This window comes from Pseudomonas sp. R15(2017) (genome assembly GCF_002112685.1).
GTDB classification, from domain to species: Bacteria; Pseudomonadota; Gammaproteobacteria; order Pseudomonadales; family Pseudomonadaceae; genus Aquipseudomonas; species Aquipseudomonas glycinae.
Map to the genome: position 1 here is coordinate 188,136 of NZ_NEII01000011.1, position 19,750 is coordinate 207,885.

General features: G+C 61.0%; 19 protein-coding genes. 15 read left to right on the top strand and 4 right to left on the bottom strand.

Annotated elements, in window-relative coordinates; genetic code table 11:
* The 15 genes from hscB to CAF77_RS22465 all read left to right on the top strand — a co-directional run bounded on the left by hscB (position 1) and on the right by CAF77_RS22465 (position 14,424).
* Complete coding sequence (gene hscB / locus CAF77_RS22395) at positions 1-522, top strand: co-chaperone HscB (protein ID WP_064383913.1); 522 nt, start codon at positions 1-3, stop codon at positions 520-522.
* Between the two features lie 51 nt (positions 523-573).
* Positions 574-2,439, top strand: a complete 1,866-nt coding sequence (gene hscA, locus CAF77_RS22400; RefSeq protein WP_064383912.1) for a Fe-S protein assembly chaperone HscA — start codon at positions 574-576, stop codon at positions 2,437-2,439.
* Positions 2,439-2,780 carry an ISC system 2Fe-2S type ferredoxin gene (fdx, locus tag CAF77_RS22405; protein WP_007956685.1) on the top strand — a complete coding sequence of 114 codons (342 nt, stop codon included), beginning with the start codon at positions 2,439-2,441 and terminating at the stop codon, positions 2,778-2,780. Before hscA ends, fdx begins: the two co-directional genes overlap by 1 nt.
* A 14-nt stretch (positions 2,781-2,794) precedes the next feature.
* Entirely contained in the window at positions 2,795-2,995 is a 201-nt protein-coding gene (gene iscX, locus CAF77_RS22410; RefSeq protein ID WP_064383911.1) for a Fe-S cluster assembly protein IscX, read from the top strand.
* 88 nt (positions 2,996-3,083) lie between these two features.
* Positions 3,084-3,509, top strand: coding sequence for a nucleoside-diphosphate kinase (gene ndk / locus CAF77_RS22415; RefSeq protein WP_039765715.1), 426 nt, complete (start codon positions 3,084-3,086; stop codon positions 3,507-3,509).
* Positions 3,510-3,537: 28 nt separating this feature from the next.
* Positions 3,538-4,686, top strand: a complete 1,149-nt coding sequence (gene rlmN / locus CAF77_RS22420; protein WP_064383910.1) for a 23S rRNA (adenine(2503)-C(2))-methyltransferase RlmN — start codon at positions 3,538-3,540, stop codon at positions 4,684-4,686.
* Positions 4,687-4,698: 12 nt separating this feature from the next.
* Positions 4,699-5,457: a type IV pilus biogenesis/stability protein PilW gene (gene pilW / locus CAF77_RS22425; protein WP_007956682.1), complete on the top strand. Its 759-nt coding sequence runs from the start codon at positions 4,699-4,701 to the stop codon at positions 5,455-5,457.
* On the top strand, positions 5,457-6,479 hold the full coding sequence (locus tag CAF77_RS22430; RefSeq protein WP_085655310.1) for a RodZ family helix-turn-helix domain-containing protein: 1,023 nt from the start codon (positions 5,457-5,459) through the stop codon (positions 6,477-6,479). The genes pilW and CAF77_RS22430 overlap by 1 nt, the downstream gene beginning before the upstream one ends.
* 3 nt (positions 6,480-6,482) lie before the next feature.
* Complete coding sequence (gene ispG, locus CAF77_RS22435) at positions 6,483-7,592, top strand: flavodoxin-dependent (E)-4-hydroxy-3-methylbut-2-enyl-diphosphate synthase (RefSeq protein WP_053152544.1); 1,110 nt, start codon at positions 6,483-6,485, stop codon at positions 7,590-7,592.
* Between the two features lie 22 nt (positions 7,593-7,614).
* Entirely contained in the window at positions 7,615-8,904 is a 1,290-nt protein-coding gene (gene hisS / locus CAF77_RS22440) for a histidine--tRNA ligase (protein ID WP_064383908.1), read from the top strand.
* A 41-nt stretch (positions 8,905-8,945) separates the two neighbouring features.
* Complete coding sequence (locus tag CAF77_RS22445) at positions 8,946-9,587, top strand: tetratricopeptide repeat protein (protein WP_011335807.1); 642 nt, start codon at positions 8,946-8,948, stop codon at positions 9,585-9,587.
* On the top strand, positions 9,580-10,731 hold the full coding sequence (gene bamB, locus CAF77_RS22450) for an outer membrane protein assembly factor BamB (RefSeq protein ID WP_039765728.1): 1,152 nt from the start codon (positions 9,580-9,582) through the stop codon (positions 10,729-10,731). Before CAF77_RS22445 ends, bamB begins: the two co-directional genes overlap by 8 nt.
* Positions 10,732-10,867: 136 nt before the next feature.
* Positions 10,868-12,340 carry a ribosome biogenesis GTPase Der gene (der, locus tag CAF77_RS22455; RefSeq protein WP_064383907.1) on the top strand — a complete coding sequence of 491 codons (1,473 nt, stop codon included), beginning with the start codon at positions 10,868-10,870 and terminating at the stop codon, positions 12,338-12,340.
* A gap of 156 nt (positions 12,341-12,496) precedes the next feature.
* Positions 12,497-13,645, top strand: coding sequence for a pyridoxal phosphate-dependent aminotransferase (locus CAF77_RS22460; RefSeq protein ID WP_085655311.1), 1,149 nt, complete (start codon positions 12,497-12,499; stop codon positions 13,643-13,645).
* Positions 13,633-14,424 carry an amidohydrolase gene (locus CAF77_RS22465; RefSeq protein WP_064383905.1) on the top strand — a complete coding sequence of 264 codons (792 nt, stop codon included), beginning with the start codon at positions 13,633-13,635 and terminating at the stop codon, positions 14,422-14,424. Before CAF77_RS22460 ends, CAF77_RS22465 begins: the two co-directional genes overlap by 13 nt.
* A gap of 108 nt (positions 14,425-14,532) precedes the next feature.
* On the opposite strand, the gene leuA is transcribed toward CAF77_RS22465, so the two are convergent.
* From leuA to CAF77_RS22490, 4 genes are all read right to left on the bottom strand, one after another.
* Positions 14,533-16,212: a 2-isopropylmalate synthase gene (gene leuA / locus CAF77_RS22470; protein ID WP_064383904.1), complete on the bottom strand. Its 1,680-nt coding sequence runs from the start codon at positions 16,210-16,212 to the stop codon at positions 14,533-14,535.
* Between the two features lie 343 nt (positions 16,213-16,555).
* Positions 16,556-17,377 (bottom strand): peptidoglycan DD-metalloendopeptidase family protein, encoded by an 822-nt coding sequence (locus CAF77_RS22480; protein ID WP_085655312.1) that lies wholly within the window; start codon positions 17,375-17,377, stop codon positions 16,556-16,558.
* Positions 17,378-17,380: 3 nt separating this feature from the next.
* On the bottom strand, positions 17,381-18,760 hold the full coding sequence (gene xseA / locus CAF77_RS22485; protein WP_085655313.1) for an exodeoxyribonuclease VII large subunit: 1,380 nt from the start codon (positions 18,758-18,760) through the stop codon (positions 17,381-17,383).
* A gap of 10 nt (positions 18,761-18,770) precedes the next feature.
* Positions 18,771-19,658: a LysR family transcriptional regulator gene (locus tag CAF77_RS22490; RefSeq protein WP_085655314.1), complete on the bottom strand. Its 888-nt coding sequence runs from the start codon at positions 19,656-19,658 to the stop codon at positions 18,771-18,773.
* Between the last annotated feature and the right edge of the window lie 92 nt (positions 19,659-19,750).

Genomic DNA, 19,750 nt, shown 5'->3' on the forward strand with positions numbered 1-19,750 from the left:
GTGGGTACTCCTTGTCATTTCGCTTTATTCGAGCTGCAACCGGGCTTTCGTCTGGATCTCGAGCAGTTGGCCACGCGCTATCGTGAGCTGGCGCGCGGTGTTCATCCTGACCGCTTTGCCGATGCTTCCGAGCGCGAGCAGCGGTCGGCGCTGGAGCAGTCTGCTCGGCTCAATGATGCCTACCAGACACTCAAGAGTCCGGCCCAGCGTGCACGCTACCTGCTGACCATCAGCGGGCATGAAGTGCCGATGGAAGTCACCGTCCACGATCCCGAGTTTCTTCTGCAGCAGATGCAATGGCGCGAAGAGCTCGAAGATCTGCAGGACAGTGCCGACCTGGACGGTGTCGCGGCTTTCAAGCGTCGCCTGAAAACCGCCCAGGAAGAGCTCAACGAAAGCTTCGCAGCCTGTTGGGATGATGCAGCGCAACGCGAACAGGCCGAACGCCTGATGCGGCGCATGCAGTTCCTCGACAAGCTCACCTACGAAGTGCGCCAGTTAGAAGAGCGCCTCGACGATTAACCCAGTGCCGCTCCGGTCGCACGCCTGATATACAGATAAGTCCTGATCACGATGGCCCTACTGCAGATCGCCGAACCCGGCCAAAGTCCTCAACCGCACCAGCGTCGTCTGGCTGTGGGAATCGACTTGGGCACTACCAATTCGCTGGTCGCTGCGTTGCGCAGTGGTCTTTCCGAGCCGCTGGCCGATGCCGAAGGGCGGGTCATCCTGCCTTCCGCCGTGCGTTATCACGCCGATCGCGTCGAAGTCGGCGAGTCGGCCAAGCTGGCCGCATCCTCCGATCCCCTGAATACCGTGCTGTCGGTCAAGCGCCTGATGGGTCGTGGCCTGTCCGACGTCAAGCAATTGGGCGATCAGCTGCCGTACCGCTTTGTCGGCGGCGAATCGCACATGCCGTTCATCGACACCGTGCAGGGCCCGAAAAGCCCGGTCGAAGTGTCCGCCGATATCCTGAAAGTATTGCGTCAGCGCGCTGAAGCCACCCTTGGCGGTGAGCTGGTGGGCGCGGTGATCACCGTTCCGGCGTATTTCGACGATGCTCAGCGCCAGGCTACCAAGGACGCGGCGAAACTTGCCGGTCTGAACGTGTTGCGTCTGCTCAACGAGCCGACCGCTGCGGCCGTGGCATACGGTTTGGATCAGCATGCCGAAGGCCTGGTCGCCATTTACGATCTGGGCGGCGGCACCTTCGATATTTCGATTCTGCGCCTGACTGGCGGTGTCTTCGAAGTCCTGGCCACTGGCGGCGATAGCGCGCTGGGCGGCGATGATTTCGATCACGCGATTGCCGGCTGGATCATCGAGAGCGCCGGTTTGTCCGCCGACCTCGATCCGGGCGCACAGCGCAGCCTGCTGCAAGCTGCCTGCGCCGCTAAAGAAGCCCTGACGGATTCTGACAGTGTTGAAGTTGCTTACGGCGACTGGAAGGCTCAGCTGACTCGTGAAGCCTTCGATGCGCTGATCGAGCCAATGGTTGCCCGAAGCCTCAAAGCCTGCCGCCGCGCCGTTCGTGATTCCGGCGTCGAGCTGGAAGATGTGCACGCCGTGGTCATGGTCGGTGGTTCGACCCGCGTTCCACGTGTTCGCGAAGCCGTCGCCGAAGCCTTCGGTCGTCAGCCTTTGACTGAAATCGACCCGGATCAAGTGGTGGCCATCGGTGCTGCGATCCAGGCCGATACCCTGGCCGGCAACAAACGCGATGGCGGCGAACTGCTGCTGCTCGACGTGATCCCGCTGTCCCTGGGGCTGGAAACCATGGGCGGCCTGATGGAGAAGGTGATTCCGCGCAACACCACCATCCCCGTCGCTCGCGCCCAGGACTTCACCACTTACAAAGACGGCCAGTCGGCCATGGCGATCCACGTGTTGCAGGGCGAGCGTGAATTGATCTCCGACTGCCGTTCCCTGGCTCGCTTCGAATTGCGCGGCATCCCGGCGATGGTGGCAGGTGCAGCGAAAATTCGCGTGACCTTCCAGGTCGATGCCGACGGTCTGCTCAGCGTCTCTGCCCGTGAATTGGGTTCGGGCGTTGAGGCGAGCATTCAGGTCAAGCCGTCCTATGGCCTGACCGATGGCGAAATCGCCAAGATGCTGAAAGATTCGTTCCAGCACGCCAATGACGACAAGGTCGCCCGCGTTCTTCGCGAGCAACAAGTCGATGCCCAGCGCCTGATCGAAGCGGTGCAGGGCGCTCTTGAGGCGGATGGCGAGCGTTTGCTCGACGCTGAAGAGCGCATGGTCATCGAGTTGCAAGTGCAGGAACTGACCGAACTGATGAAAGGCACCGATGGTTACGCCATCGAGCAGCAGACCAAGCGTCTGTCGCAAGTGACCGATGCTTTTGCAGCCCGTCGTATGGATCAGACGGTGAAGGCCGCTCTGTCCGGGCGCAATCTGAATGAAATCGAGGATATCTGATGCCGCAGGTCATTTTTCTGCCCCACGAGAAGTTCTGCCCTGAAGGCATGGTCGTTGACGCTGCACCCGGCACGTCGATCCTCGAGCTGGCTCACGAACACCACATCGAGATGGAAAGCGCCTGCGGCGGCGTCTGCGCCTGCACCACTTGTCACTGCATCATTCGCGAGGGTTTTGACTCGCTGGAAGAGGCCGACGAGTTGGAGGAAGATTTCCTGGATCGTGCCTGGGGTCTGGAAGCCCAGTCGCGCCTGGCTTGTCAGGCGATCGTCGGTGAAGAAGACATCACCGTCGAGATTCCGAAATATTCGCTTAACCATGCGGCCGAAGCGCCGCACTGACTGGTAAGACTGTCATGAGCTACGGTTGGAATGATGTTCAACGTATTGCAGAAGAGCTGGCTGAGGCCAAGCCGGGTGTAGATCCGTATTCTGTCAATTTCGTCGAGTTGCAGCAGTGGATCAAAGAGCTGCCGGACTTCGACAATACCTCTGGTCGTGTTGGCGAGAAGGTATTGGAGGCGGTTCAGACTCTCTGGGCCGATGAATTGGACTGATCGTCCTCGCAGGTTAGGCAATACCCAAGAACCCGCGTATAATTCGCGGGTTTAATTTTTCGCAAATTACCGTTTCTGGAGTTACACCATGGCTGTTCAACGTACTTTCTCCATCATCAAGCCTGACGCCGTTGCTAAAAACGTGATCGGCAAGATCACCACTCGCTTCGAAGACGCTGGCCTGCGCGTTGTAGCTTCGAAACTGAAGCAACTGTCCAAAGCCGAAGCCGAAGGCTTCTACGCTGAGCACAGCGCTCGTGGTTTCTTCGGCGACCTGGTTGCCTTCATGACTTCGGGTCCAGTTGTCGTTCAGGTTCTGGAAGGCGAAAACGCCATCGCTCGCAACCGTGAGCTGATGGGCGCTACCAACCCTAAAGAAGCTGCTCCAGGCACCATCCGTGCTGACTTCGCTGAATCGATCGACGCCAACGCCGTTCACGGTTCGGACTCCGAAGCCGCTGCTGCTCGCGAAATCGCTTACTTCTTCGCAGCTACTGAAGTAACCACTCGCTAAGCATTGGCTTAAGAGTGAAGGTGAATCCATGACGATATCGACTGTTAAAACCAACCTGCTGGGTCTGACCCAGCCGGAAATGGAAAAATTCTTCGACTCAATCGGGGAGAAGCGTTTCCGTGCCGGTCAGGTAATGAAATGGATTCACCACTTTGGCGTCGATGATTTCGACGCCATGACGAACGTCAGCAAGGCCTTGCGCGAAAAGCTCAAGGCTGTTGCCGAGGTCCGTGGTCCAGAAGTGGTCAGCGAGGACATTTCCAGCGACGGCACCCGCAAGTGGGTGGTGCGCGTGGCGTCCGGCAGCTGTGTCGAGACCGTTTACATTCCCCAGGGCAAACGCGGCACTTTGTGCGTTTCGTCCCAGGCAGGCTGTGCCCTGGACTGCAGTTTCTGCTCCACCGGCAAGCAAGGCTTCAACAGCAACCTCACCGCCGCCGAAGTCATCGGTCAGGTGTGGATTGCCAACAAATCCTTCGGCAGTGTTCCGGCTACCATCGACCGCGCCATCACCAACGTGGTGATGATGGGCATGGGCGAACCGCTGCTGAACTTCGACAACGTCGTGGCCGCCATGCATCTGATGATGGATGACCTGGGCTACGGGATCTCCAAGCGCCGCGTGACCCTGTCCACGTCGGGTGTGGTGCCGATGATCGATGAGCTGGCCAAGCACATCGACGTATCCCTGGCGTTGTCCCTGCACGCACCGAATGACGCATTGCGTAACCAATTGGTGCCGATCAACAAGAAATATCCGCTTAAGATGCTGCTCGAGTCGTGCCAGCGCTACATGTCCGCCCTTGGCGAGAAACGTGTGCTGACCATCGAGTACACCTTGCTCAAGGACGTCAACGACAAACTTGAGCACGCCGTGGAAATGATCGAGCTGCTCAAGGATATTCCGTGCAAGATCAACCTGATTCCGTTCAACCCGTTCCCGCATTCCGGGTACGAGCGGCCGAGCAACAACGCCATCCGCCGGTTCCAGGATCAGCTTCACCAGGCCGGTTTCAACGTCACCGTGCGCACCACCCGTGGTGAAGACATCGACGCGGCTTGTGGTCAATTGGTAGGGCAGGTGCTGGATCGCACCCGTCGCAGCGAACGTTACATCGCCGTGCGCGAATTGAGCGCCGACAGCGATCTGGCACAGAACGCCGCGAACACTAACTAAGAGAGGATCTCTATGTCCCTGCGCTTTGCGCTGCTGTTGCTGTTGGCCAGCCTGTGTGCTGGTTGTGTCCTGTCGGGCGACTACAACCCGATGAAGACCAGCAAGGGCCGTGACGAAGCGCGAGCTGCCTACGTGCAGCTGGGATTGGGATACTTGCAGCAGGGCATGACCGAACGGGCCAAGGTTCCACTGAAGAAAGCCCTGGAGCTGGACGGGTCGGATCCCGACGCCAACGCCGCGCTGGGCCTGGTGTTCCAGGCCGAAATGGAGCCTGCGCTTGCTGATGAACACTTCCGCAAGGCTTTGTCCTCCCGTCCCGCCGATGCGCGCATCCTCAACAACTACGGCAGTTTTCTCTACGAAGAACAGCGTTACAAGGAAGCCTACGAGCGTTTTGAACAGGCGGCTGCCGATACCCTGTATCCTGAGCGTTCGCGGGTATTCGAGAACCTCGGCATGACGGCGGCAAAGCTCGGTCAGCGTGATCTGGCGCAGCAGCAGCTGGAAAAGGCGCTGCGTTTGAACCGTCAGCAGCCACGGGCATTGCTGGAAATGGCTGAGTTGTCATTCGAAGACAGGCATTATGTGCCCGCGCGTGACTATTACGACCGTTTCAGCCAGCTCTCCGAGCAAAATGCACGTAGTCTGTTGCTCGCCGTTCGGTTGGCAAAAGTATTTGAAGATCGCGACAAGGCCGCCAGTGCGGGCCTGCAATTAAAACGACTCTATCCCGGTACGCCGGAATATCAGCAATACCTGTCGGAGCAATGATGAAAGCGGCGCATCCCGAAGTTGTAGCAGCGAATCGCGTTAACCCCGGTGAGACCCTGCGCCAGGCCCGCGAAAGCAATGGCTGGTCGCTGGCCGAAGTGGCCCTCAAGCTCAACCTCACCGTGACTTCCCTGAGCAATCTTGAAGCCGGCGCATTCGACAAGTTGCCCGGGCATACCTTCGCTCGCGGCTACATTCGCGCCTACGCCAAATTGCTCGGTATGGACCAGACCGTTCTGGTCCAGCAATTCGACCAGTCCACCGGCACCGACTCCCAGGGCAGCAATGTCCACGCGCTGGGCCGTATCGAAGAGCCGGTGCGGGTTTCCCACACTATTTTGCGTATCGTCAGCCTGTTGCTGCTGATTGCGGTCATCGGCGGTGGTTTCGTCTGGTGGCAGGATCAGACTTCGCAGCGCACCAAGGACCTGATTGGCCTCGCCCCGGAGCACGTCGAAGTCGAAGGCGCCGACGGCACGACCCAGATTCATCCGCTGGACGAGCCGGAAGACCAGGCCGTCGCGGAAGGCGAAGCCGAGGGCTCGGCCGCTCTGGCGCTGCCTCAATCGGAAACCACGGCTGAATCGAGCGGTGCCGAAACCGAGACCGCAGCGCCAGCTGCGACTCCGGCTGCACCGGCTCATACGCCAGCGCCTGTGGTTGCTGCTCCTGCAAATCCGGCACCTGCCGCTCCGGCCACGCCTGCACCGACCGTTGCTGCCCCGGCAGCTCCGGCCGTCGCTGCACCCGCGCCGACAGCGCCCGTTGCTCCGGCCGCAGGTCAGGGGCAGGTTCAGGTGCAGTTCATCGCCGATTGCTGGACTCAAGTGACCGATGGCAGCGGCAAAGTGTTGTACAGCGGCCTCAAGCGTAAGGGCGACAGCCTGTCTGTCGTTGGCAAGCCTCCGTTTGCCGTGCGTCTGGGCGTTGCCCGTGGCGCGCAGGTCAGCTACAACGGCCAGCCGGTCGATGTCGCTCCGTTCACCAGTGGCGAGACCGCTCGCCTGAAGTTGGGTCAATAAGTCATGCACGGCGAATCTCCAATCAAACGTCGCGAATCGCGCAAGATCTGGGTCGGTAATGTGCCCGTGGGCGGCGATGCCCCTATCGCTGTGCAGAGCATGACCAACAGCGACACCAATGACGTCGCTGCCACCGTCGCGCAGATCAACCGTCTGGAAGCCGCCGGCGTCGACATCGTCCGCGTTTCGGTACCGGACATGGACGCCGCCGAGGCGTTCGGCAAGATCAAGCAACTGGTCAAGGTGCCGTTGGTTGCCGACATCCATTTCGACTACAGGATCGCGCTGCGCGTGGCCGAACTGGGTGTGGACTGCCTGCGCATCAACCCGGGCAACATCGGTCGCGAAGACCGCGTGCGTGCGGTGGTCGATGCCGCCCGCGACCGCGGGATTCCGATCCGCATCGGCGTCAACGCCGGTTCCCTGGAAAAAGACCTGCAGAAGAAATACGGCGAGCCGACCCCGGCTGCGCTGGTCGAGTCCGCCCTGCGTCACGTCGAACACCTCGAACGCCTGAATTTCCAGGACTTCAAGGTCAGTGTGAAGGCTTCCGACGTGTTCATGGCCGTCGAAGCCTACCGTCTGCTGGCCAAGGAAATCGTCCAGCCGCTGCACCTGGGCATCACCGAAGCCGGTGGATTGCGCTCCGGTACAGTGAAATCCGCCGTAGGCCTAGGTATGCTGCTCGCCGAGGGGATTGGCGATACTATCCGCATCTCGCTGGCGGCCGACCCGGTCGAGGAAGTGAAGGTCGGTTACGACATTCTCAAGTCTTTGCATCTGCGTTCCCGTGGCATCAACTTCATCGCCTGCCCGAGCTGCTCGCGGCAGAACTTCGATGTGGTCAAGACCATGAACGAGCTGGAAGGGCGCCTTGAAGACCTGCTGGTGCCGCTGGATGTCGCGGTGATCGGTTGCGTGGTCAACGGCCCCGGCGAAGCCAAGGAAGCCCATATCGGCTTGACCGGCGGCACGCCAAACCTGATTTACATCGACGGCAAGCCGTCGCAGAAACTGACGAATGACAATCTGGTGGACGAGCTGGAAAAGCTGATCCGCGAGAAAGCGGCCGAGAAGGTCGAAGCTGACGCAGCGGTTATCGCGCGCGGCTGATCGAACGAATTAAGGAATTTCTGTGAGCAAGTCTCTGCAAGCCATTCGTGGCATGAACGACATCCTGCCGGAACAGACGCCGGTATGGCGCTATTTCGAAGGCACCGTTTCGCGCCTGCTGGATAACTACGGTTACAAGCAGATCCGCATGCCGATCGTCGAGTTCACCGAGCTGTTCAAGCGCTCGATCGGTGAAGTGACCGACATCGTCGAAAAAGAGATGTACACCTTCGAAGACCGCAACGGCGACTCCCTGACCCTGCGTCCGGAAGGCACGGCCGCGTGCGTACGTGCAGTGCTCGAGCACGGCATCACCGGCGGTGGCCAGGTGCAGAAACTCTGGTACATCGGCCCGATGTTCCGTCACGAGCGTCCGCAGAAAGGCCGTTATCGCCAGTTCCACCAGATCGGTCTGGAGGTGTTCAACCTCGACGGTCCGGACATCGACGCCGAACTGATCATCATGACCTGGCGCCTGTGGGGCGAGCTGGGCATTCGCGATGCGGTCAAGCTTGAACTCAACAGCCTCGGCACCAGCGAATCCCGCGGCCGTTATCGTGAAGCGCTGGTCGAGTACCTCTCGGCGCACCACGACAAACTGGACGAAGACAGCCAGCGTCGCCTGAAGACCAACCCGCTGCGCGTGCTCGACACCAAAAATGCCGACACCCAGGCCGTGCTGGTCGATGCGCCGAAAATGGCGGATTACCTGGATGACGAATCCCGTGCCCACTTCGAAGGCCTGAAGGCCCGTCTGGATGCCGTCGGCATTCCTTACGTGCTCAACCCGAAGCTGGTGCGTGGTCTGGATTACTACAGCAAAACCGTATTCGAATGGGTCACCGACAAGCTCGGCGCCCAGGGCACCGTCTGCGCGGGTGGGCGCTATGACGGTCTGGTCGAGCAGATGGGCGGCAAGCCGACCCCGGGCGTCGGTTTCGCCATGGGCATCGAGCGTCTGGTACTGCTGCTGGAAACCCTGGAGCAGATCCCGGAAGAAATCTCCCGTCAGGTCGACGTTTATCTCTGCGCCTTCGGCGAAGAAGCAGAGCTGGCCGGTCTGGCCCTGGCCGAGCGGGTACGCGACCAGCTGCCCAACCTGCGCCTGCAAGTCAATGCCGGCGCCGGCAGCTTCAAGAGCCAGTTCAAGAAAGCCGACAAGAGCGGTGCGCTGTACGCACTGATCCTGGGTGACGACGAAATGGCCCAGCAAGTGGTAGGTTTCAAACCCCTGCGTGGCCAGGGCGAACAACAAAGCATTGCCTGGGATGCGCTCGCTGCACACCTGGCCACCTGCGTCGTGCAGGGTTGAAGCTGTCCAAACAGCCGATTTAGCGATTAAGGAGTATTGGGGTGTCGAGTACCGAAGACGAACAGTTGGCGGATTTGAAGGACTGGTGGACACGCAACGGCAAACCTCTGGTCACCGGCGGCCTGTTGGCGCTGGTCATCGTGTTCGGCTGGCAGGCTTATCACAAGTATCAGAGCAACCAGTCGCAAGGCGCCTCGGTGCTCTATCAGCAATTGCTGGAAACCACGCTGACCCCGGACGGCAAGCCTGACGCCGCGCGCGTTGCGGATCTGGCCGGCAAGCTCAACAGCGAATTCGGCGGTTCTGCCTACGCGCAGTACGGCAGCCTGTTCGTGGCCAAGGTCGCGGTCGACAGCGGCAAGCTGGACGACGCGGCGACCGAACTCAAGGCCATCGTTGCCAAACCGGCCAACCCGGCGCTGGGCGAGATCGCCCGTCAGCGTCTGGCGCAGGTACTGGGCGCACAGAACAAGGCCGATGAAGCCCTGAAACTGCTCGAAGGCGATGCCGACAAGTCGTTCCTGGCCACTCGCGAAGAACTCAAGGGCGACCTGCTGGTGCAGCTGGGCCGTACCGACGAAGCGAACGCGGCGTATCAAAAAGCCAAGGCGGCACTGTCGGATGAAGCGGCGGTCGGTGGCCTTCAAATCAAGCTGGACGACCTGGCCAAAGGGGATGCGTGACGTGATCCGTTGGAAGCATGCAGCATTGCTGGCTCTGGCCATTCTGGCCGCGGGTTGCAGCAGCAACAGCAAAAAAGAACTGCCACCGGCCGAGCTGACCGACTTCAAGGAAGAAGTAGTCCTGCACAAGCAGTGGAGCCGCTCGATCGGTGACGGTCAGGGCGAAACCTACAACATGCTGGTGCCGGCGATCGACGGTGACACCATCTACGCGGCCGACGTGACCGGTATCGTGATGGGCCTGGATCGCGGCAACGGCGACGTGAAATGGAAGAAAGACCTCGAACTGCCTGTGTCCGGCGCCGTTGGCGTGGGTTACGGTCTGGTCATGGTCGGCACCCTGCGCGGTGAAGTCGTTGCCCTCGACGCCATCAACGGTGAAGAGAAGTGGCGCTCGCGCGTCAACAGCGAAGTCCTCGCGCCACCGGCCAACAACGGTGACGTGGTGGTGGTTCAGACCCAGGACGATCGTCTGATCGGTCTGGACGCGTCCACCGGCAACCAGCGTTGGGTGTATGACAGCACGCCGGCCGTACTGACCCTGCGCGGCACCAGCGCACCGATCGTCACCAACCGCCTCGCGGTGGCTGGCCTGTCGACCGGTAAAGTGGTCGCGCTCGACATTTCCAACGGCGTGCCGGTCTGGGAACAGCGAATCGCGATTCCACAAGGTCGTTCGGAACTGGAGCGCGTGGTCGACATCGACGGCGGTCTGCTGCTGTCCGGCGGTACCCTGTACGTCGCCAGCTATCAGGGTCGCGTTGCGGCACTGGATCTGGAAAGCGGCCGTCAACTCTGGCAGCGCGACGCGTCGAGCTACGCCGGTGTTGCCCAGGGTTTCGGCAACGTCTACGTAAGCCTGTCGTCGGGCACCGTTGAAGGCGTCGACGAGCGTTCCACTACTGCACTGTGGAGCAACGACTCGCTGGCCCGTCGTCAACTGTCGGCGCCGGAAGTGTTCTCCAGCTACGTTGCAGTCGGTGACCTGGAAGGTTACCTGCACCTGCTGAGTCAGGTGGACGGTCGTTTCGTCGGCCGCGAACGCATCGACAGCGACGGCCTGCGTGCCCGTCCGCTGGTGGTGGGTGACACGATTTATGTGTATGGCAACAGCGGCAAACTGGAAGCCCTGACCATCAAGTAACAACTATGCTTGGGGTTAATTCCCCAGGCGGCCTTGCTTCTGCAGGGTTTGCAGCACCCACGGGTGTTGCCCCGAGCACCAGCCGCTGCCTCGCAGCGGCTTTTGTATTTTCTGAAATAACGAAGTGGAGAGCCGCATGGTTCCCGTAATCGCCCTGGTGGGCCGACCGAACGTCGGCAAGTCCACCTTGTTCAACCGCCTGACCAGGACTCGTGACGCCATCGTCGGCGACTTGTCCGGTCTGACCCGTGATCGCCAGTACGGTGAGGCCAAGTGGCAAGGGCGTTCCTACATTCTGATCGACACCGGCGGTATCTCCGGTGACGAGCATGGTATGGACGAAAAAATGGCCGAGCAGTCGCTGCTGGCCATCGAAGAAGCGGATGTGGTTCTGTTCCTGGTAGATGCCAAGGCCGGTTTCACCGCCGCCGACCAGATGATCGCCGAACACTTGCGCAAACGTAACAAGCGCTCCCACGTGGTGGCCAACAAGGTCGACAACATCGACCCGGAAATGGCCCGCGCCGAATTCGCCCCGCTGGGCATGGGCCATGCGATCCCGATCGCCGGTGCCCACGGTCGCGGCATCACTCAACTGCTGGAAACCGCCCTGAGCGACTTCCCGCGCGATGATGACGAGCCGGCGGAAGGTGAAGAGGAAGAAGTAGTCGCCGAAGGCGAGGAAGCCAAGCGCATTCCTGGCCCGAGCGAAAAAGACGGGATCAAGATTGCCATCATCGGCCGTCCGAACGTCGGCAAGTCGACCCTGGTCAACCGCATGCTCGGTGAAGACCGGGTAATCGTCTACGACCAGCCCGGCACCACCCGCGACAGTATTTACATCCCGTTCGAGCGTAACGACGAGAAGTACACGCTGATCGACACCGCCGGTGTGCGCAAGCGCGGCAAGATCCACGAAGAAGTCGAAAAGTTCTCCGTGGTCAAAACCCTGCAGGCGATCAAAGACGCCAACGTGGTGATCTTCGTGATGGACGCCCGCGAAGGCGTGGTCGATCACGACCTCAACCTGCTGGGTTTCGCCATCGAGGCGGGTCGTGCGCTGGTGATCGCTATCAACAAGTGGGACGGCATGACCCCGAGCGAGCGCGACTACGTGAAGGTCGAGCTGCAACGTCGTCTGTTCTTCGTTGATTACGCCGACATTCACTTCATCTCGGCCTTGCACGGCACTGGCGTAGGCAACCTCTACGCTTCGGTGCAGAACTCGTTCAAGTCGGCGGTCACCCGCTGGCCGACCAGCCGCCTGACGCAGATTCTCGAAGACGCGGTCAGCGAGCACCAGCCGCCGATGGTCAATAGCCGCCGGATCAAGCTGCGTTACGCTCACCTGGGTGGGGCGAACCCGCCGATCATCGTGATCCACGGCAACCAGATCGAGAAAGTGCCGAAGTCGTACGTGCGCTATCTGGAAAACACTTACCGTCGCGTGCTCAAACTGGTCGGTACGCCGATCCGTATCGAGTTCAAGGGCGGCGAGAACCCGTACGAAGGCAACAAGAACACGCTGACCGACCGCCAGGTCAACAAGAAGCGTCGCTTGATGTCGCACCACAAAAAGGCCGACAAGAAGCGTCGCGACAAGAAGTAAAAAGAGCAGCTGCGGGGTTCTGGCTGCAAACTTCGAGTTAAAGCGTGGAAGCAAGGAAGGGCTCTGTTCAGAGTCCTTTTTTGTGGGCGAAGGATTGATGCTTGAAACTTGTCGCTTGCAGCTTGAAACTTGCAGCTCACCTGCAAGGGGCTCCCGATGATCACCAGCAAGCTGCCGAATGTCGGCATCACTATTTTCACGCAGATGTCTCAGCTCGCGGCGCAGACCGGAGCGATCAACCTTTCCCAGGGTTTTCCCGATTTCGACGGCCCGCAGGCACTGCGCGACGCGGTCGGTCGACACATTGCCAGCGGCCATAACCAGTATTCGCCCATGACTGGCCTGCCGGCGCTGCGCCAGCAGATTGCGGCGAAGATTGCCCGCAGTTATGGCGCCAACGTCGATGCCGACAATGAAGTGACCGTTACTCCCGGCGCGACCCAGGCGATTTTCTGTGCCATTCAGGCGGTTATCCACAGCGGCGACGAAGTCATCGTGTTCGACCCGGCCTACGACAGCTACGAGCCGTCGGTGGAACTGGCCGGTGGGCGCTGCGTGCATGTGCAACTTGGGCTGAAAGATTTCTCCATCGATTTCGACAAACTCAGCGCAGCCCTGAGCCCACGCACGCGCATGATCATCCTCAACACCCCGCACAACCCGAGCGGTGCGCTGATCAGCCGTGCCGAGCTGGATCAACTGGCGGCGTTGATCCGTGATCGCGACATCTACGTGATCAGCGATGAAGTCTATGAGCATCTGGTGTTCGACGGCGTGCCGCATGTCAGCGTGCTGGCCCATGAAGAGCTGTATCAGCGCGCCTTCGTGGTCAGCTCGTTCGGCAAGACCTATCACGTCACCGGCTGGAAAACCGGCTACGTCGTGGCGCCGCCGGCCCTGACGGCGGAGCTGCGCAAGGTGCATCAGTACGTCAGTTTCTGCGGCGTGACGCCGTTGCAATACGCCCTGGCCGATTACATGGCCGAGCATCCGGAACACGTCGAAGAGCTGCCGGGCTTCTATCAGGCCAAGCGTGATCTGTTCTGCGATTTGCTGGCGCCGTCGCGATTCAGTTTCACCCGTGTCACCGGCACCTATTTCCAGTTGGTCGATTACTCGCAAATTCGCCCTGACTTGAACGATGTCGAAATGGCGATGTGGATGACCCGTGAGCATGGCGTGGCGAGTATTCCGGTGTCGGTGTTTTACCAGCATCCACCCGAAGGCCAGCGCCTGGTGCGCCTGTGCTTTGCCAAACGTGAGGAGACGCTGCGGGAAGCGGCGGCAAAATTATGCGTGATCTGAGTGCGTTGCCTGATCTGAATCTGGCGCTGATCCAGACCAGCCTGGCCTGGCATGATCGACAGGCTAATCTCGAGCATTTCGACGCGTTGCTGGAGCAGGCGCGGGGTGCCGATCTGATCATCCTGCCGGAAATGTTCACCACCGGATTTTCCATGGAATCCGAAACCCTGGCCGAAGCCGAAAACGGCCCGACCAGCAAATGGCTGCGGGCCCAGGCGGCGAAGCTGAACGCGGTCGTCACCGGCAGCGTGATCATCCAGGCCGCTGACGGCAGTCACCGCAACCGCTTGCTGTGGGCGCGGCCGGACGGCGAAGTGCTGCATTACGACAAGCGTCACCTGTTCCGCATGGCGGGCGAGCACAATCACTACACCCCCGGCGAACGCCAGGTGCAGTTCGAACTCAAGGGCTGGCGGGTGCGTCCGCTGATTTGCTACGACTTGCGCTTCCCGGTGTGGAGCCGCGACGCTCAGGACACCGATCTGTTGCTGTACACCGCCAACTGGCCGGGCGCGCGGCGTCAGCACTGGAACCGGTTGCTGCCGGCCAGGGCCATCGAAAACCTGTGCTATGTGGCGGCGGTCAACCGGGTTGGCACCGATGGCAAGGGCTTTGCCTATACCGGCGACAGTCAGGTGCTGGATTTTCAGGGCGAGACGTTGCTGGCGGCGGGGGAGGCTGACGGGGTGTTCAAGGTGGTTCTGGAAGCGGCTTCGCTGGCGGCTTACCGCGAGCGCTTCCCGGCGAATCTGGACGCGGATACCTTCGAGTTCACCTGATAGCCCAGATCACCTAGATCGTTCCCACGCAGAGCGTGGGAACGATCAGATAGAAAATAAAAGGCCCCGGAGTTCGCACTCCGGGGCCTTTTGCATTGCAGCGGTCAGTTACGCCGCTTTAGCTTCCGGCTGGCTCAGCGAGCGGTTCAGCGCGCTGAACAGTGCCTTGAAGCTGGCGGTGGTGATGTTTTCATCGATGCCCACGCCGTGCACCGCACGTTCGCCGTTCACACGCAGTTCGATGTAGGCTGCCGCCTTGGCGTTAGTGCCCGCGCCGATGGCATGTTCGTTGTAGTCCATGATCTCAACCGGGATCGGCAGACCGGCCACCAGTGCTTCCAGCGCACCATTGCCCTTGCCACGCCAGTGCAGGTTGGTTTCGCCCTGACCTTTGCTCGCCACTTCCACTTCGACGGCGCTGTTACCGTTTTCTTCCTGCAGGCGATGGCTGACCAGCGCGTACGGGGTGTTGGCTTGCAGATATTCGCTGTGCAGCAGCGCGTGGATTTGCTGCGCGGTCATCTCCAGGCCCAGGCGATCGGTTTCACGCTGCACGACCTGGCTGAATTCGATCTGCATGCGACGCGGCAGGCTGATGCCGTATTCCTGTTCCAGCAAGTAGGCGATGCCGCCCTTGCCCGACTGGCTGTTGACGCGGATCACCGCCTCGTAGCTGCGACCGATGTCGGCCGGGTCGATCGGCAGGTACGGCACTTCCCACAGTGCATCGGATTTCTGCTGGGCGAAGCCCTTGCGGATCGCGTCCTGGTGGGAGCCGGAGAAGGCGGTGTGCACCAGGTCGCCGACGTATGGGTGGCGCGGGTGAACCTGGATCTGGTTGCACTCTTCGACCACTTTGCGCACGCCGTCGATGTCGGAGAAATCCAGCCCAGGATTGAGACCCTGGGTGTACATGTTCAGTGCCACAGTCACGAGGTCGACGTTGCCGGTACGCTCGCCGTTGCCGAACAGGCAGCCTTCGACGCGATCGGCGCCAGCCATCAGGCCCAGTTCGGTGGCGGCCACGCCGGTACCACGGTCGTTGTGGGTGTGCAGGCTGATGATCACGCTGTCACGACGGTTGATGTTGCGGTGGAACCACTCGATCTGGTCGGCGTAGACGTTCGGGGTCGCGCATTCAACGGTGGCCGGCAGGTTGAGGATGATCTTGTGCTCAGGCGTCGGGTTCCAGACCTCGATCACCGCGTCACACACTTCCTTGGCGAATTCCAGCTCGGTGGCGCTGAAGGTTTCCGGCGAGTACTCGAAGGTCCACTCGGTGTCCGGCTGCATGGCGGCGTATTTGACGAACAGCTTGGCGGCGTTCACGGCGATGGCCTTGATGCCGTCCTTGTCCTGGTTGAAGACGATGCGACGGAAAGAAGGGGAGGTGGCGTTGTACAGGTGAACGATCGCTTTCTTGGCCCCGCGCAGGGATTCGAAGGTGCGCTCGATCAGGTCTTCACGGCCCTGGGTCAGCACCTGGATGGTGGTGTCGTCCGGGATGTGGCCGTCCTCGATCAGGGTACGCACGAAGTCGAAGTCGGTTTGCGAAGCGGCCGGGAACGACGCCTCGATTTCCTTCACGCCCACTTGCACCAGGGTTTTCCAGAAGCGCAGCTTTTTCACCGCGTCCATTGGCTCGATCAACGACTGGTTGCCATCACGCAGGTCGGAGCTGCACCAGATCGGCGCGGCATCGATGGTTTTCGACGGCCACGTGCGATCCGGCAGGTTGATCACTGGAAACGCGCGGTATTTCGAAGACGGGTCTTTGAGCATGCTCATCGGGAAATTCCTTATTGTCTGGGCCGAAAAGAGGCGGCCTGCCGGTGGAACGAACGTTCTTGGAAAAGCGTGGGACGAGGTGCAGCGATTCAGCCCGGCAGTCGTGCGCTGACGAGGCACAGGCTGCGGTGCTGGCGAAGCTGAATGAGGGTGTGAGAGGTTTTCATGCCTTCAACCCTAACCGCGGGGGATGAGGATGGCAAGCAGTCGAAAAAAATTGAGAGGAATATCCGGAAAGCGGTTTTTTCCGAGATTTTATTCTTGATATGGCTGTAATTGTTTGCGGGGATTGCGCGGACCAATCGTCGTGCGCAATCCCTGCTGGTGGGGGTTCAGCCGGAAATCAAGGCTGGAAAGCCCCAATGAAAATCGCCGGATCGACCCGCGCATCGTTCAGGCTGACGTTCCAGTGCATGTGCGGCCCGGTCGCTCGACCTGTAGCGCCCACCTTGCCCACCACCGCGCCGCGCGCCAGTTGCTGGCCGTTCTGCACATCAATCTTCGACATATGGCAGAACATGCTGATGAAGCCCTGGCCGTGGTCGACGAACACCGTGTTGCCATTGAAGAAGTAGTTGCCGATCAGAATTACCTTGCCCGCTGCCGGAGTCCTGATCGGCGTGCCGGCCGGCACCGCGAAGTCCAGACCTGCGTGCGGATTGCGCTCTTCGCCGTTGAAGAAACGGCGCACGCCGAACTTGCTCGACAGCGGCCCGTTGACCGGTTTGTCCAGCAGCAGATTGCTCGGGGTGTTCGGGCTGAAGCTGCGATAGGCCTTGATCTGCTCGGCCAGTTCGCCCTCGATACGCTTGAGGTTGGCGGGGTTTGGATTGACCTGCTGGGTGTTCTTCAGGGTGATGTGCTGTTCCGGGTATTTCTTGTTGCCGACACTGAAATTGAGGTTTCGGCCGCCACTGCTGATCTGCTGAATGCCGGGTTTGACGGTCAACGGAACGCCGACAATCGCCAGCCAGTTGTTCTGCTCCTTGACCACCAGCACCGGTTTGCCCTGATACGTGGCTTTCGGCGCTTGCGCAGCGGTGCCCAGATCGACGACAGCCACGCCGCCCGGCACCGGTTTGTTCAGCAGGCGGGTGATGTAACTGTCGGCGTGGGCGTTGACGGTCAGGCACAGCAACAGCAGCGGAGCAAGAAAACGCGGCATGGATCAGTCCAGTAAAGAAAGGGTGACAGGCGTCAGGTGATTGTCCTCGACGCGCACTTGCAGTTCGCCTTCGCCCAGTCTGGCCTTGAGACGCTGGCCGGTGTGAGTCTGCGCGGCGTTGCGAATCGCGTTGCCGCGCTCATCCAGCAGAATGCTGTAGCCACGGCCGAGAGTCGCCAGCGGGCTGACCACGTGCAGGGTCTGCATCTGGCTTTGCAACTGCAGGCGACGGCGTTTCAGGCCTTCGTTCATGGCGCGTGGCAGGCGCTCGGCGAGGCTGTCGAGGCGTTGGCGCAGCAGCGCGAGTTGGCGTCCCGGATGTTGCCCGGCGAGGCGGGTTTCCAGACGGATCAGGCGTTCGCGGCGGGTATTGAGCTGGCGCTCGAAGGCGCGGCGCATGCGCATGTCCAGATCATCCAGACGCTGTGCCTGCTGGCGCAGACGCTCGCCAGGATGGCGCAAGCGGCGGGTCATGCCTTCAAGGCGCAGGCGATCGCGCATCAGGCGGTCACGCATGCGCATCACCAGTCGGCGATGCAGGCTTTCGACCTGACGGATGAGGTGGCTGGAATCCGGGGCAAGCAGTTCAGCAGCGGCGGACGGTGTCGGTGCGCGCACGTCCGCCACGAAGTCGCTGATCGACACATCGGTTTCATGGCCGACCGCGCTGACGATCGGCGTCACGCAGGCATCCACCGCCCTGGCCACGGCTTCTTCGTTGAAGCACCAGAGGTCTTCCAGCGAGCCGCCGCCACGGGCCAGGATCAGCGCGTCGAAGCCACGGGCATCCGCCAGTTTCAGGGCGCGGACGATCTGCGCGGTGGCTTCGCGGCCCTGAACGGCGGTGGGAATCAGCGTCAGTTGTACTTGCGGCGCGCGGCGGCGGAACACGCTGATAATGTCGCGGATTACCGCGCCGGTCGGCGAACTGATGATGCCGATGCGCTGCGGATGGGCCGGCAGCGGCAGCTTGCGCTCGGCACTGAACAGGCCTTCGGCGCTGAGCTTTTCCTTCAGGGCATCGAAAGCAAGGCGCAGGGCACCGTCGCCGGCAGGCTCCACGGTGTCGAGGATCAGCTGATAGTCGCCACGCCCTTCGAACAGCGAGACCTTGCCGCGCACTTTGACCGCCAGGCCGTCCTTCAGCGCCTGACGCACCCGCGCCGCATTCTGCCGGAACAGTGCGCAACGCACCTGCGCGCCGCTGTCCTTGAGCGTGAAATACACGTGGCCGGACGCCGGGCGGGCGAGGTTGGAGATTTCGCCTTCGACCCAGATGTTGCTGAACACGTCTTCGAGCAACACCCGCGCGCGGCCGTTGAGCTGGCTGACGGTCAGGACTTCGCGGTCGAGGCCGAGTCTTGCAAAGGGATCTTTAATCATGGGGCGCAGTTTAAAGGCATTCGCCGGTGAATGTCTGGAGGAAGTGTTGCACCAGAGGTGTGGGATTTTGCCGAGATGCGAGGGCGACAGTGCTTTGGCAATCGCCGGTCAGCGGCAGAAATCTCACACCCGCAGGCGCGATGTCCTGCATCGATTCCGGCAGCAGAGCGATGCCGAAGCCGGCCTGGATCAACTGCAATTGCGTAGTCTTGCGCGACATCACCCGAGCAGCCTGGGGGAAGAAACCGTGACGCATGCACAGGTCGGCGCACAAATAACTCAGCCCGCCGCGCTGCGGATGCGGGATGGAGATGAACGCTTCGTCCTTCAATTGCGCCAGATCGACCGCCTCTGCCAACGCCAGTCGATGATCCGCCGGCACTGCAAGCAGCAAACGTTCGGTGTAGAGCGGCACAATCTGAATGCCCTCGCGCTGGCGCAGCACCGGCAGGCGCAGAAGGCCGATGTCGAGCCGGCCCTCGGCCAGCTCTTCAAGTTGCGCCTCCGAGGAGAGCGTGCCGATGTCCAGCGAAACCCCGGGCTGCTGCTCCAGGTAAACGCTCATGTCGCGCAACAACCGACCACTGATCGGCACGGTACTCGAGTGGCACACTCGCAAAGTACCGCGCTGCCCTTGGCCAATTTCCGTGGCCAAAGTGCTGGCCTTGTTCAATTCATTCAGCAGGTTTCTCGCCCGGGGCAGGAGCGCTTCGCCAGCGGCGGTGAGCCGAGGCTGGCGCGCGGTGCGTTCGAACAGCGGCGTTTGCAGGCGGGTTTCCATGTCCTTGATCTGTCGGCTCAACGCTGACTGGGCAATGAACAGGCGCTCGGCCGCGGCACTGAAGCTGCCGCTCTCGGCGATTTCCACGAAGTAGCGCAATTGACGGGTTGAAAGCACGAGGCATGCCTTTTCGAGATGGCTTGGCGGTTTCGATGATATTAGTCGCAACCCTCGGCGCTGGCTAAAGTCATCGCAGGCTTATAAAGGAA

Coding starts and splice junctions, on each gene's coding strand:
- CAF77_RS22465 (WP_064383905.1), top strand. CDS start 13,633: ATGCGTGATCTGAGTGCGTTGCCTGATCTGAATCTGGCGCTGATCCAG.
- ispG (WP_053152544.1), top strand. CDS start 6,483: ATGCACGGCGAATCTCCAATCAAACGTCGCGAATCGCGCAAGATCTGG.
- ndk (WP_039765715.1), top strand. CDS start 3,084: ATGGCTGTTCAACGTACTTTCTCCATCATCAAGCCTGACGCCGTTGCT.
- der (WP_064383907.1), top strand. CDS start 10,868: ATGGTTCCCGTAATCGCCCTGGTGGGCCGACCGAACGTCGGCAAGTCC.
- xseA (WP_085655313.1), bottom strand. CDS start 18,760: ATGATTAAAGATCCCTTTGCAAGACTCGGCCTCGACCGCGAAGTCCTG.
- iscX (WP_064383911.1), top strand. CDS start 2,795: ATGAGCTACGGTTGGAATGATGTTCAACGTATTGCAGAAGAGCTGGCT.
- leuA (WP_064383904.1), bottom strand. CDS start 16,212: ATGAGCATGCTCAAAGACCCGTCTTCGAAATACCGCGCGTTTCCAGTG.
- rlmN (WP_064383910.1), top strand. CDS start 3,538: ATGACGATATCGACTGTTAAAACCAACCTGCTGGGTCTGACCCAGCCG.
- hscA (WP_064383912.1), top strand. CDS start 574: ATGGCCCTACTGCAGATCGCCGAACCCGGCCAAAGTCCTCAACCGCAC.
- CAF77_RS22430 (WP_085655310.1), top strand. CDS start 5,457: ATGAAAGCGGCGCATCCCGAAGTTGTAGCAGCGAATCGCGTTAACCCC.
- bamB (WP_039765728.1), top strand. CDS start 9,580: ATGCGTGACGTGATCCGTTGGAAGCATGCAGCATTGCTGGCTCTGGCC.
- pilW (WP_007956682.1), top strand. CDS start 4,699: ATGTCCCTGCGCTTTGCGCTGCTGTTGCTGTTGGCCAGCCTGTGTGCT.
- fdx (WP_007956685.1), top strand. CDS start 2,439: ATGCCGCAGGTCATTTTTCTGCCCCACGAGAAGTTCTGCCCTGAAGGC.
- CAF77_RS22480 (WP_085655312.1), bottom strand. CDS start 17,377: ATGCCGCGTTTTCTTGCTCCGCTGCTGTTGCTGTGCCTGACCGTCAAC.
- CAF77_RS22460 (WP_085655311.1), top strand. CDS start 12,497: ATGATCACCAGCAAGCTGCCGAATGTCGGCATCACTATTTTCACGCAG.